The organism is Aedoeadaptatus ivorii (assembly GCF_030815095.1).
Taxonomy (GTDB): domain Bacteria; phylum Bacillota; class Clostridia; order Tissierellales; family Peptoniphilaceae; genus Aedoeadaptatus; species Aedoeadaptatus ivorii.
Window position 1 is genome coordinate 1 of sequence record NZ_JAUSWF010000006.1, and the last position, 12383, is coordinate 12383.

The window sequence follows — 12383 nt, forward strand, 5'->3', positions numbered from 1 at the left end:
TCTCGCTAAACCACCCTTGTCATTCTGAGCGAGGAATTTATTCCGAGTCGAAGAATCTCTTTCCCTGTGAGGGGTTAGCGTAAAAGCCGGGGCCGAACCGCGCGATGAGGTTTTTGTCGTCAATGTGACCCGCAATAGCTCACTAGAGATCCGTTCGACTCCGCTCAGGATGACAATTTTTTTCTCGCTAAACCACCCTTGTCATTCTGAGCGAGGAATTTATTCCGAGTCGAAGAATCTCTTTCTCTGTAAGGGGTTCGCAGAGAAGCCGGGGCCGTACCACACGATGAGGCTTTTATCGTCAATGTGACCCGCAATAGCTCACTAGAGATCCGTTCGACTCCGCTGTGCTCTTAATTGGTACAATGTTTTTCTCGCTAAACCACCCTTGTCATTCTGAGCGAGGAATTTATTCCGAGTCGAAGAATCTCTTTCGCTGTGAGGGGTTAGCGTAAAAGCCGGGGCCGAACCGCACGATGAGGCTTTTATCGTCAATGTGACCCGCAATAGTTCACTAGAGATCCGTTCGACTCCGCTGCGCTCCGCTCAGGATGACAATTTTTTTCTCGCTAAACCACCCTTGTCATTCTGAGCGAGGAATTTATTCCGAGTCGAAGAATCTCTTTCGCTGTACGGGGTTCGCAGAGAAGCCGGGGCCGTACCACACGATGAGGCTTTTATCGTCAATGTGACCCGTAATAGTTCACTAGAGATCCGTTCGACTCCGCTGCGCTCCGCTCAGGATGACAATCTTTTTCTCGCTAAACCACCCTTGTCATTCTGAGCGAGGAATTTATTCCGAGTCGAAGAATCTCTTTCCCTATAAGGGGTTCGCGAAGGAGCCTGTGCCGAACCGGAGGTGTTTTCTTATTCTCCGAACGGAATTTTGCCGCGGGTGATGAAAATTTTACACAGTCCTCGCCGCTTTAGGGGCAAAGGAATTGAATTGATCGCCGATTTCCGATAAAATATACAGACAGTCCAAAGAGATGGGAGGCAGTCCGCATGAAAAGATCCGCGTATGAAGCTCTGGGTCAGATTACCCAGGTGGGGCTCAATGTCTTGATCCCCATTTTGGGATGTATGCTCTTCGGGTCGTGGCTTGACAAAAAGCTCGCCGCCCGGGGCGTATTTCTGCTGATCTTTACCCTCGTCGGCGTCGCCGCGGGGATCGGCAATATCGTGCGGCTCGGCAAAAAACTATGAAGGACCGATTCAGTAATGGGTATATAGTAAAGACGGCGGGCATAATGCTTATCGTCAGCGGCATTATGTTTTTTCTTTTTGAGACGCCGGGCGCCTACATACTCGGTTGGGTCTTCGGTTGTCTCATCTCCATGGCGATGTTTAAGCAATTGTATTTCACCCTGATGCGAGCGGTGGAAAAATCGGAGCGGGGCGCGTCTCGCTATGCGGGCATCCACTACGCGCTGCGCTACGCGATCTATGCCGTCGTGCTCGTCGTGGCGGCAAAGGCGGAGTATCTCAGTTTAGCGACGACATTTTTCGGGCTATTGTCTGTCAAATACGTCATTCTCGCCGAAAACGGCATACGGTACCTCCGCGAAAGGAAAGGAGGGGGCATTTGAAACGTGGCATCCTGTTTCACGCAAACGGACAGGAGATATGGCTGCACGAATCGCTGTTTACTACATTCGTGATCGTCATTTTTTTGACGGTTTTGAGCATTTGGCTCGGCGCCAAGATCAAAAAAGCCGACTATCGAAAGAAGCCCGAGGGGATCTTACACATCACCGAGATCCTCGTCGAAGGGGTGCGCAATTTGACCGCGCAGGTTATGGGAGAACACAATCTGGGCTTTGCGCCCTATATGCTGAGTTTGGGTGCATTTCTCGTATGCGCCAATCTCTCGGGGTTGTTGGGCTTTGTCCCGCCCACCAGTGACTACAATGTGACGTTGGCACTGGCGCTGATCACCTTTGTGATGATCCACTTCTTCTCGGTAAAGACCAAGGGCCTCGGCGGGTATTTTAAGCAATTCGCAGAGCCCCTCGCGATTCTCACGCCAATCAATATCCTCGGCGAGTTGGCGAATCCGGTTTCGTTGAGCTTCCGTCTGTTCGGGAATATCCTGAGCGGTATGCTCATTATGAGCCTGGTCTATCAGGGACTTTCGAAGATCTCCCACCTGTTGATTCCCCTGGTGGCATGGCCTTTGCACGGGTACTTCGACGTATTCAGCGGCCTGCTCCAGACGTTTATCTTCCTGATGTTGAGCATGACGTATATCAGCTCGAATATGGCAGATCCCGAAGAAATGGCAGAACGACGCGCGGCGAAACATTCCGCCGAAGTGAAATAAAAAATCAGATGGAGGAAAAGTATGCAAATCAGTAATGAAGCGTTCGTATTGGGTTGTTCGGCAATCGGCGCGGGCCTTGCGGTCATCGCGGGTATCGGCCCCGGGATCGGGCAAGGGTATGCGGCAGGACAAGCGGCAAGTGCCGTAGGCCGCCAGCCGGAAGCCAAGGGCGACATCGTACAGACCATGCTCTTGGGCCAAGCGGTCGCAGAGACCACGGGTATTTACGGATTGGTTATCGCCATTATTCTGTTATTCGTACAACCGCTGATGGGTGCCCTGTAATCCGCGAGGAATAGACGAAAGGAGTTGTCCCTATGGAAATTTTTGTCGTGCCGGATATTTGGAATGTTTTGGCACAATGGGGCGCCACCCTCATCCTGTTTCTCGTCATCCGTCACTTCGTCTACCGCCCCATGAGCGAGTTTCTCGCCAAGCGGCAGGAGGCCGTCACCTCGGATCTGCAGCAGGCGGAAGATCGGCGCCTGGAAGCGGAGCAGCTGAAGGCGCAATACGAGGAAAAGATCGACGATGCCAAGCGCGAAGGCGCCGAAATCGTCGAAGAATCCCGTAAGCGCGCAAAGTTAATGGAACAGCGCGCCGCCGAGGACGCCCGCGCCGAAGCCCGAGCGCTGATGGAACGCGCCAAGGGCGATATCGACCGGGAAAAGAAGAATGCCGAAAAAGAGGTGCGCACAGAGACCGCCGATCTCGCGGTTTTGATCGCACAAAAGCTCCTGAAGGAGAATATCGAGGTTTCCGACCAGGACCGCCTCGTCGACGGCATGATCGAAGAGCTGGAGAAGAACCATGTTCGATGATGTGGTAAAAAAATATTCCGAGGCCCTATACGACGTCGCCGAGACCGAAGGCGACGACATGCTCGAGGATTTGCGGATGGTGGGCGAAGCCTACGAAAACCGCGAGCTCCGCGGCGCTTTGTCGCATCCGGATCTGGGTGCGGAGGAAAAGCACGCGATCGTCGAGAATCTATTCCGCGGGCGCGTCTCGGATTTTGTGACGAACTTCCTGTTGATCTGCGTCGACAACCGTCGCAGCGATCTGGTGCCGTATATCGTAAAGGACTACGAGGACCTGTATTACGAGCGGCGGGGGATCGAGCGGATCACGGTGGTTACGCCCATCGAGCTGGAAGAAGAGAAGCTCCGAGCCATCGCCCGCGCCTATAAGGGCGACGATGCGGTTGAAGTGAGACAGCGCATCGACGAATCTTTGATCGGCGGGGTGCAGATCGAAACCGATACGGGCATCATCGACCGTTCGATTGCAAGGCAGTTGGAAGACATGGCGCGTGTGTTGCGCCATCATCCATAGAGAGGTGAGACGTGGAACTGCGATCCAAAGAGATCAGCTCCGTCATTCGGGAGCAGATCCGAAATTATAATGTAGATTTGGTCATGGAAAACGTGGGAACCGTCATCGAAGTCGGTGACGGCATCGCGCGTGTCTATGGCCTGGAGGAGGCGAAGGCCGGGGAGCTGATCGAGTTTCCCGGCGGCGTCTACGGCATGGTCCAAAACTTGGAGATCAACAACGTAGGGGTCGTCCTCCTCGGTGAAGGAAATATCAAAGAAGGCGATCGGGTCACCGCCACCGGAAAGGTCGTGCAGGTGCCCGTGGGAGAAGGCCTATTGGGCCGCGTGGTCAACGCCTTGGGCGAGCCCATCGACGGAAAGGGCGATTACGCCTATGAAAAGACCATGCCCATCGAAAAGATCGCACCGGGGGTTATCACCCGCCACTCCGTCGACGAGCCGCTGCAGACCGGCACCAAGGCGATCGACGCCTTGTTCCCCATCGGCCGCGGACAGCGGGAGCTGATTATCGGCGACCGGCAGACGGGAAAGACCGCCATCGCGATCGATGCGATCATCAACCAAAAGAACACCGACGTCATCTGTATCTATGTCGCCATCGGGCAAAAGACCTCTACGGTGGCGCAGATCGTCGACACCTTAGAAAAACACGACGCCATGGGACATACCATCGTCGTCGCGGCGACGGCGGCGGAATTGGCGCCGATCCAATATATCGCCCCCTATGCCGGGGTCACCATGGCGGAAGAATTTATGGCGCAGGGAAAAGACGTACTTATCGTATACGACGACCTTTCCAAGCACGCGGTGGCATACCGGACCATGAGTCTTCTTCTGCGTCGTCCGCCGGGACGCGAAGCCTATCCGGGCGACGTGTTCTACCTGCACTCCCGGCTCTTGGAGCGGGCGGCGAAGATGAGCGACGAATACGGCGGCGGCTCTATTACGGCGCTGCCGATTATCGAAACCCAGGCGGGCGACATCTCCGCCTATATCCCCACCAATGTGATCTCGATCACCGACGGGCAGATCTTTTTGGAGACCGACCTGTTCTTCTCGGGGCAGCGTCCCGCGATCAACACCGGCCTTTCGGTATCCCGGGTTGGGGGCGCGGCGCAGACCGATGCGATCAAAAAGATCGCCGGCACGCTGAAGCTCGACTTGGCACAGTACCGCGACCTCGCCTCCTTCGCCCAGTTCGGGAGCGAATTGGACAAGGACACCCAGCGCACGCTGGCTTTGGGCGAGCGCACCATGCATATTTTGCGCCAAGACCAGTACCACCCCATGAAGCTCGAGCACCAGGTGCTGATCCTGTATGCGGCCACCAAGGGCTATCTGCTCGACGTGGAAGTGGAAGACATCTCGCGCTTTGAAGAGGAATATCTGCAATATGTCGACGAAGCGCATCCCGAGCTGATTCGCGAACTCGAAGAGAAAAAGGCGCTCACCCCCGAGATCGAGGAAGCCATCAAGACCAGCCTGAACGACTTTAAGAAGACGAAATAGGAGGGAATATGGCATCCGCAAGAGAAATCAAACGGCGCATTCGGGGGATCAACAGCATCTTACAGATCACCAAGGCGATGGAACTGGTTTCCACGGCGAAGCTCCGCAAGGCGCGCATCCGTTTGGAGGCGACGAGGCCGTATTTCGAGACCGTACTCGACGACATTCAAGAAATTTTGGGCCTGGTGGGAGACGCCCATCCGCTGGTGAAAAAGCGCGAAGAGAAGACGATTCTCTATATCGTCCTCACCTCCGATCGGGGTCTCGCCGGGGGCTACAATGCCAATGTGCAGCGCCTCGCCGAAGAGACTGCAAAGAAGCGCTCTGCGAAGGCGAAGCTCTTTGTCGTCGGCTCCAAGGCGAAGGAGTACTTCGCCCGCAGAAATTACGACATCCTCGAGTCTTATACGGGCATCAGCGACGCGCCGTCTTTTGAGCACGCAAAGAACCTGGCGACCACCGCCCTGGACCTCTACCGAGACGGCACGGTGGATGCGATCGATCTGGTCTACACCCGATTCGAGTCCACCCTCAAGTACACCCCCAAGGTAGAGCGCCTGCTCCCCTCCGAAGAATTGAAGGCGAAGGCAGACAAAAAGGCGTCGACCCTGGTGGAATTCGAGCCGTCTCCCGAGGCGGTGCTGGACTACCTGATCCCCATGTACGTGGAATCCTGCATTTACGGTGCCTTGATCGAGGCGGCGGCATCGGAACAGGGCGCGCGGCGCCTTTCCATGGAAAATGCCACGGACAATGCGAACGAAATGATCGAGGAATTGGAAACCAACTTTAACCGCGCTCGGCAGGCGGCGATTACCAACGAAATCACCGAAATCGTCTCCTCCGCCGACGCCGTACAATAGGAAGAGGGATCTGTATGCAAGAGAATATAGGAAGTATCGCACAGGTCATCGGACCCGTTGTGGACATTCGATTCGACCCGGACCGCCTTCCCGACCTGTTGGACGCCATCGAGATCGAAAACGGGGACGAAACCCTGACGGTCGAGGTATCCCAACACATCGGAGACGACATCGTGCGGACCATCGCCCTGGGTTCCACCGACGGCCTGCGCCGCGGCATGGACGCGGTGCACACCGGCGCGCCGATCTCGGTTCCGGTGGGCAAGGAAACCCTGGGCCGAATGTTTAACGTTTTGGGCAATGCCATCGACGAGAAAGAAGACCCCGAGGCGAAGCAATATTCGCCCATCCACAAGCCCGTGCCCTCCTTCGAGGACCAGGACACGAGCAATGCGGTCTACGAGACGGGCATCAAGGTCGTCGATTTGCTCTGCCCCTATTCCAAGGGCGGAAAGATCGGCCTGTTCGGCGGCGCCGGGGTCGGAAAGACCGTACTCATTCAGGAATTGATCCACAATATCGCCCAGGAACACGGCGGGATCTCCGTCTTTACCGGCGTGGGCGAGCGAACCCGCGAGGGGAACGACCTCTACTACGAAATGATCGAATCCGGCGTTATCGACAAGACCGCCCTGGTCTTCGGTCAGATGAACGAACCGCCGGGATCCCGTATGCGTGTGGCGCTCACGGGCCTGACTATGGCGGAGTATTTCCGCGACGAAGAAGAGCAGGACGTGCTCCTCTTTATCGACAATATCTACCGCTTTACCCAGGCGGGGAGTGAAGTGTCGGCGCTGTTGGGCCGCATGCCCTCGGCGGTGGGCTACCAACCCACCTTGGCGACGGAGATGGGGGCGCTGCAGGAGCGGATCACCTCCACCAAAAAGGGCTCCATCACCTCGGTACAGGCGGTCTATGTCCCGGCGGACGACTTAACCGACCCGGCGCCGGCGACCACCTTTAACCACTTGGACGCCACCACCGTGCTTTCCCGGGACATCGCGGGCATGGGTCTGTATCCCGCCGTCGACCCCCTGGACAGCACCAGCCGGATTTTGGACCCCAATGTGGTGGGCGAAGAGCACTATGCGGTGGCCCGCGGCGTGCAGGAAGTCCTCCAGGAATACAAAAACCTCCAGGACATCATCGCCGTACTGGGGCTCGAGGAGCTCTCCGAAGAGCAGCGCACCACCGTGGCGCGCGCCCGTAAGATTCAGCGCTTCCTCTCCCAGCCCTTCAGCGTGGCGAGCCAGTTTACCGGCCAGGAAGGAAAGTACGTCCCCATTGCCGAGACCGTGCGCGGCTTTAAGGAGATCCTCGAAGGCAAACACGACGATCTGCCCGAAAGCGCCTTCTTCTACGTAGGTACCATCGACGAAGCCGTAGAAAAGGCGAAGGCATCTGGCGATGCGGTCGAACAGGAGGCCGCGGCGAAAGAAGCGGAAGACCCCGAAGCACAAGAAGCCGAAGCGGTCGAAAAGGCGGGAGATACAGCATGATTACCCTGCGCCTGGTGACGCCGCAGGGCGACGGCTTTACCGAAGAAGTCGAGAAGATCATCCTCCGGGGCATCGAAGGAGATCTGATGCTGATGCAGGGCACCGCGCCCCTCGTCACGCCCCTCGCCTACGGCGCCATCCGCATCTTTCAAGACGGCGCGGCGCGCACCGGCGCCATTCACGGCGGCTATGTGTCCATGAAATCGGACGTCGCCACCGTCGCCACCGACGCCTTCGAGTGGATCGAAGACATCGACGTGGAGCGCGCCCGGGCGGCAAAGGACCGCGCCGAGACCTATCTGAGAGACAACGCCGACGAGACCAAGGCGGAAATCGACAAGGCAAAACTCGCCCTTTTGCGCGCCACCAACCGCCTGGATGTCGTAGACAAAAGATAATCGCCCACGAAAGTGGGCTTATTTTTATGTCTTTGTGCGGCAAAGTCAATGAAATGTAAAAATTAGAAGAGAAATGAGGCCCGCGTCTACGCCGTGCCGTCGCCTTTGTTATAATAAGACAAAGAAAGGAGGCCCGGCCATGTCACAAAAGACCGGAACCCGCATCCAAAAAAAGACGAGAACGCGCATCAAAAATTCGCTTTTCGGCACGTTGACTACCGTACTCGTCTACGGCATTTTGTTTTTGATTCAGTTCTTCGTCATCTACTATGCGGGCGCATTCTTAAACGAGCACCGGGACGTACTGCAGTACGCCTTCTTTATCCTGGACTTTACCGTCGCCCTGCATATCTTAAACGACGGCCGAAACGACCCGGTCTATAAGATGGCCTTTCTCTTTACCATCGTCGTTCTGCCCGTGTTCGGCGCCTTTCTCTATGTGCTGAGCAAGCGCGACATCCTCCGGCGGTGGTTTTCCCGGCGATTCGAGACCTCCAAAGAAGACTTTACCGGCCTCTTTCACCAGGAACCCGAAATTCTCGAGGAGATCCGCGAGCGGGACCCGCTTTTTTACAACACCGCCCGGTTTTTGTGGAACGAGGAGAGCTTTCCCGCCTATCGAAACGGCGATGCGCACTATTTTCCCCTGGGGGAGGACTATTTCGAACAGATGTTGAAAGAGCTCGAGAGTGCGAAGAAGTACATATTTATGGAGTACTTTATCGTAGAGCAGGGATATATGCTCGATCGCATTTTGGACATCGTAAAGCGCAAGATCGACGAGGGCGTGGAGGTGCGCTTTATCTTCGACGGCACTTCGGTCTTGACCAAGGTGCCCCTGAACTTTCGAAAGGAAATGGAGAAGCTGGGCATTCGCACCAAGGTGTTTAAGCCCATCATCCCCGTCCTGAGCCTGTACCAGAACCACCGCGACCACCGAAAGATTCTCGTCATCGACAATCGCGTCGCCTTTACCGGCGGCATCAATATCGCCGACGAGTATATCAATGCCGTGGAGGTATACGGCCATTGGAAGGACACGGGCATCGCCGTCTACGGCGCCATGGTGCGCTCCTTTACCAATATGTTTCTCGCCATGTGGGGGGTCTCGGAGGACGAGCCGGAAAACTACCGGCCCTATCTCCTGCCGCCTGATTCCGCCTATGCGGGCAAGCACAGCGGCTATGTGGTGCCCTTCGGCGACGATCCCTACGGCAAAAACCGCGTGGGGAAAGAAGTCTACAACGATATGATCAACCAGGCGGTCAAGTATCTGCACATCACCACGCCCTATCTGATCCTCGACGAGGAAACCCAGAGCGACCTGATCCATCTCGCCCAGAGCGGGGTGGAGGTAAAGATCATTACGCCCCATATTCCCGACAAGCGGTTGGTCTTTTTGGTGACCCGCTCGCACTATAAGGTGCTCCTCGACAGCGGGGTCGAGATCTACGAGTACACCCCGGGTTTTATTCACGCCAAAAACTTTTCGTCCGACGACACCAAATGCGTGGTGGGGACCATCAACTGCGACTACCGCTCGCTGTTTTTGCACTTCGAATGCGGCGCGTACTTCTACGACCGCGAGATGACGGCAAAGGTGGAGGCGGATTTTCAGGAGACGCTCAAGATGTCGATGCCCTTTACCCGGGAAATGTGCGAGGATTTTTCTCTGTGGCGCCGCGCCGCGGGGCGGGTGCTCCGGATTTTTGCACCCATGATGTAGGAGGAATGGTCTATGAAAATGTCCGTACGACTTCGGCCGAGACTTGAGAAATTGATACGCGGCCTCCGCCGCTTTCCGGCGAGTGCCTTTTTCGCCCTGTCGGCGGCGATCTTTCTTTGGTTGTGGATTTGGGACGTGCCCCTTTCCCTTCCGAAAGAGGCGGCATTTTACGGCATCGTCTGTATCCACGGCTTCTTTATCGCCCTCGCCGTCGCCCTCTACGAAGAAGGCGAGGCGAAGCGCGTGGGCACAAAGCACAGAAAGATCTTGGAGCGCGCGGTGGGGGCGGTGTTCTTCGTCCTGAGCTACTATGTGCTCGCCGAGACCGCGACCGAGGGCATAGAGCCCTTCTTCGCCCCGGAAAGCCTGCTGTTGATCGCGGCCTACGGCCTTACGGTCTTTTTCGCCGGGCGATTCAATCGGGAGCAGGGCTTTGTGGGCTATGCCCTCGATATGCTCTGGCAGATCGTCGTCGCCTATATCTTTGCGACTGTGCTTCTGTGCGGCCTGGGACTCATCTTTTTTGCCGCGCGCATCCTATTCGACATCTTTCGTGCCGACGGATGGCTCCTTTCGATCCCCATCCTCTGCTATATTCCCTTTATGGCGGCGGTGTTTTTGTCGAATGTGTCGCCTGCCGACGGCGAATACAATTCCGACGACGACAGCTTTTCGATCTTCGAGAGCGTGATGAACCACATCATGGTGCCGATCCTTATGCTCTATACCGCCGTCATGTATATCTACTTTGCGAAGATCCTGATTTATTTCGAACTGCCGGAAACCAGCGTGGTGAATTTGGTGCTCTGGCCCTCGGTGCTGGGCGTCTTCGTGCTGTTTTTCGTCGACCACAACCGGGATCTGCAGCTCACCTATCTGTTCCGCCGCTACTACCCGGCGGCGACGCTTCCGTTGCTCGGGCTGATGTACTACGCGTGGTTTTTGCGAGTGAGCCAGTACGGCATCACCGAAAACCGCTATATGGTCCTCGCCGTGGGAATTTGGGTGTTTTTCGCCATGGTCCACTTTATTTTGGAGAAGCGGGAGATGCACGTCATCCTGCCCCAGACCCTGGTGCTGATCCTCTTGGTGGCGGCACTGGGCGGGCCGATGAGCGCGCGGGGCGTGGCGTTTCGCTCGCAAAAGGGCCGTCTCGAGTCGATCCTCGTGCGCCACGGCATGTTGGAAGGCGACAAGCTCACCCCGTCGAAGACCGTGACCCAAGAGGAACAGCGGGAGGTCACCGAGATCGTAAGCTATCTCCACGACCGCCACGACACCGGGAAGATCCCCTATCTGCGGGGCCTGGATCCCGAGAACAATATGGAAAAGTTCTTCGGCTTTCATGCGCTTTGGGTGGGAGAGACGGCGATCGAAGAGAGTCTCAATGTCACCTTTGCGGCGCCTTTGGGGACGGCGATCCCCGTGGCGGGCTACGATACCTCCTATCGGGCGGAATCGTACAGCACCGAAGGGGCGGAGCCCTACAATGCCGCGGGGGATTTCGGCACGGTGCGCAGCAAAGATCGGATACAGGTCTTTTTCGGCAAGGACCACTCGATCCCCCTCGCCACCATCGATTTGGAATCGGTGCGCGAAAAGCTCGTGGCGCTCTCGAAAAAGAGCGCGGAGATTTCGATCGAAGACCTGGCGATCGAAGGGGAGACAAACGGGTATGTGTATAAAATCTACTTTACGAATCTGTACTTTAACGACGCGGCCGGCGACATTCAGATCACCGACGGCGCCACATTCGTAGTATTGGTCAAGACAAATTAGGAGGAGTAGGACTTTGTGGGAATTTATTGAGGCCTTTGTCATGGTCTTTATTGGCGAGATGGGCGACAAATCCCAGTTCCTCGCCCTCGCCTTCGCCACGACCTATCCCATGCGGACGGTGCTGGGCGGGGTGAGTTTGGGGATCGCCCTCAACCACGGCCTCGCCATTTTGGCGGCGGTATTGATTTCGGGCTTTTTTGCCGACGTCGGTTTTTTACAGATTATCGCGGGATTTCTGTTCCTGTTCTTCGGGTTGAGTTCGCTTTCGGTGGACTATGAAGACGAGGAGGACGATGTGGTCGATCGGGGAAATCGCGGGCCGCTGTTGACCATCGCCGCCGCCTTTTTTATCGGTGAACTGGGCGATAAGACCCAGCTGATGGCGATGACCCTCGCCATGGAAAGCACGCGGCCGCTGTTGATTTTTGCCGCCACGGTCTCCTCGATGATCCTGGTCTCTGCCATCGGGATCGTCGTCGGCAAATACGTGGGCAAGCGGATCCCCCGGGTGACGCTGAGCTATGCGGCGGGCGCGCTCTTTCTCTTTTTCGGGGTGAGCAAGCTCTACGGCGCGCTGGATGCGAAGTACCGCGCGCCCTGGATCCTGATCCTCTTCGCCCTGGTGCTCTCCGCGGCGGTGGTGTATGTGCTCGTCAAGAACCAGGAGAAGAAGAAAAAGCGCGATTCCCGCTACCTGCTCGCGGCGTACAAGAAGGTCAAATACGCAGAGACCGAAGAAGAAAAGGCGCAGGTCGCCGCCGAAATCGAGCGGATCGGCGCCGAGTATTTCGGCGAGAACATCCCCTTTGTGGGCGATGTGTTAAAGCATGTGGAGCGTCTGCACGGAGTGGACCCCGAAATATACGACGAAATTCGCAAATTGTGGGACTAGAGGCACCGGGCGTGCCTCTTTTTATTGGCGCGTATTGGGGTATCTATAGAAAGGTAC

At 56.4% G+C, this 12383-nt stretch carries 13 protein-coding genes; all 13 read left to right on the plus strand.

Annotated elements, in window-relative coordinates:
* Positions 1–1005 precede the first annotated feature (1005 nt).
* The 13 genes from QO008_RS05070 (at position 1006) to QO008_RS05130 (ending at position 12326) form a co-directional block, all read left to right on the plus strand.
* The gene (locus QO008_RS05070; RefSeq protein ID WP_126464627.1) at positions 1006–1206 is read left to right on the plus strand and encodes an AtpZ/AtpI family protein; all 201 of its coding nucleotides are present in this window, start codon (positions 1006–1008) and stop codon (positions 1204–1206) included.
* A complete protein-coding gene (locus QO008_RS05075; protein ID WP_126464628.1) occupies positions 1203–1589 on the plus strand; it encodes an ATP synthase subunit I in 387 nt (128 codons plus the stop codon). Before QO008_RS05070 ends, QO008_RS05075 begins: the two co-directional genes overlap by 4 nt.
* Positions 1586–2323: a F0F1 ATP synthase subunit A gene (gene atpB / locus QO008_RS05080; protein ID WP_307384888.1), complete on the plus strand. Its 738-nt coding sequence runs from the start codon at positions 1586–1588 to the stop codon at positions 2321–2323. Before QO008_RS05075 ends, atpB begins: the two co-directional genes overlap by 4 nt.
* 21 nt (positions 2324–2344) lie before the next feature.
* Complete coding sequence (gene atpE, locus QO008_RS05085; protein WP_126464629.1) at positions 2345–2608, plus strand: ATP synthase F0 subunit C; 264 nt, start codon at positions 2345–2347, stop codon at positions 2606–2608.
* A 32-nt stretch (positions 2609–2640) separates the two neighbouring features.
* On the plus strand, positions 2641–3144 hold the full coding sequence (gene atpF / locus QO008_RS05090; protein WP_126464630.1) for a F0F1 ATP synthase subunit B: 504 nt from the start codon (positions 2641–2643) through the stop codon (positions 3142–3144).
* Positions 3134–3658, plus strand: a complete 525-nt coding sequence (gene atpH / locus QO008_RS05095; protein ID WP_126464631.1) for an ATP synthase F1 subunit delta — start codon at positions 3134–3136, stop codon at positions 3656–3658. The genes atpF and atpH overlap by 11 nt, the downstream gene beginning before the upstream one ends.
* A gap of 11 nt (positions 3659–3669) precedes the next feature.
* Entirely contained in the window at positions 3670–5169 is a 1500-nt protein-coding gene (gene atpA / locus QO008_RS05100; RefSeq protein WP_126464632.1) for a F0F1 ATP synthase subunit alpha, read from the plus strand.
* 8 nt (positions 5170–5177) lie between these two features.
* Positions 5178–6032, plus strand: a complete 855-nt coding sequence (atpG, locus tag QO008_RS05105; protein WP_126464633.1) for an ATP synthase F1 subunit gamma — start codon at positions 5178–5180, stop codon at positions 6030–6032.
* A gap of 14 nt (positions 6033–6046) precedes the next feature.
* The gene (atpD, locus tag QO008_RS05110) at positions 6047–7531 is read left to right on the plus strand and encodes a F0F1 ATP synthase subunit beta (RefSeq protein WP_307384891.1); all 1485 of its coding nucleotides are present in this window, start codon (positions 6047–6049) and stop codon (positions 7529–7531) included.
* Positions 7528–7929: an ATP synthase F1 subunit epsilon gene (gene atpC, locus QO008_RS05115; RefSeq protein ID WP_307384893.1), complete on the plus strand. Its 402-nt coding sequence runs from the start codon at positions 7528–7530 to the stop codon at positions 7927–7929. Before atpD ends, atpC begins: the two co-directional genes overlap by 4 nt.
* A gap of 139 nt (positions 7930–8068) precedes the next feature.
* Entirely contained in the window at positions 8069–9655 is a 1587-nt protein-coding gene (gene cls, locus QO008_RS05120; protein ID WP_307384895.1) for a cardiolipin synthase, read from the plus strand.
* A gap of 12 nt (positions 9656–9667) precedes the next feature.
* Entirely contained in the window at positions 9668–11434 is a 1767-nt protein-coding gene (locus tag QO008_RS05125; protein WP_307384897.1) for a DUF4153 domain-containing protein, read from the plus strand.
* A gap of 13 nt (positions 11435–11447) precedes the next feature.
* On the plus strand, positions 11448–12326 hold the full coding sequence (locus QO008_RS05130; protein ID WP_307384900.1) for a TMEM165/GDT1 family protein: 879 nt from the start codon (positions 11448–11450) through the stop codon (positions 12324–12326).
* Positions 12327–12383 lie beyond the last annotated feature (57 nt).

What these genes read in the sequence shown, in the direction of transcription:
- atpG (WP_126464633.1), top strand. Translation starts at nt 5,178, where the DNA reads ATGGCATCCGCAAGAGAAATCAAACGGCGCATTCGGGGGATCAACAGC.
- atpD (WP_307384891.1), top strand. Translation starts at nt 6,047, where the DNA reads ATGCAAGAGAATATAGGAAGTATCGCACAGGTCATCGGACCCGTTGTG.
- atpF (WP_126464630.1), top strand. Translation starts at nt 2,641, where the DNA reads ATGGAAATTTTTGTCGTGCCGGATATTTGGAATGTTTTGGCACAATGG.
- cls (WP_307384895.1), top strand. Translation starts at nt 8,069, where the DNA reads ATGTCACAAAAGACCGGAACCCGCATCCAAAAAAAGACGAGAACGCGC.
- QO008_RS05125 (WP_307384897.1), top strand. Translation starts at nt 9,668, where the DNA reads ATGAAAATGTCCGTACGACTTCGGCCGAGACTTGAGAAATTGATACGC.
- atpH (WP_126464631.1), top strand. Translation starts at nt 3,134, where the DNA reads ATGTTCGATGATGTGGTAAAAAAATATTCCGAGGCCCTATACGACGTC.
- QO008_RS05070 (WP_126464627.1), top strand. Translation starts at nt 1,006, where the DNA reads ATGAAAAGATCCGCGTATGAAGCTCTGGGTCAGATTACCCAGGTGGGG.
- QO008_RS05075 (WP_126464628.1), top strand. Translation starts at nt 1,203, where the DNA reads ATGAAGGACCGATTCAGTAATGGGTATATAGTAAAGACGGCGGGCATA.
- atpC (WP_307384893.1), top strand. Translation starts at nt 7,528, where the DNA reads ATGATTACCCTGCGCCTGGTGACGCCGCAGGGCGACGGCTTTACCGAA.
- atpE (WP_126464629.1), top strand. Translation starts at nt 2,345, where the DNA reads ATGCAAATCAGTAATGAAGCGTTCGTATTGGGTTGTTCGGCAATCGGC.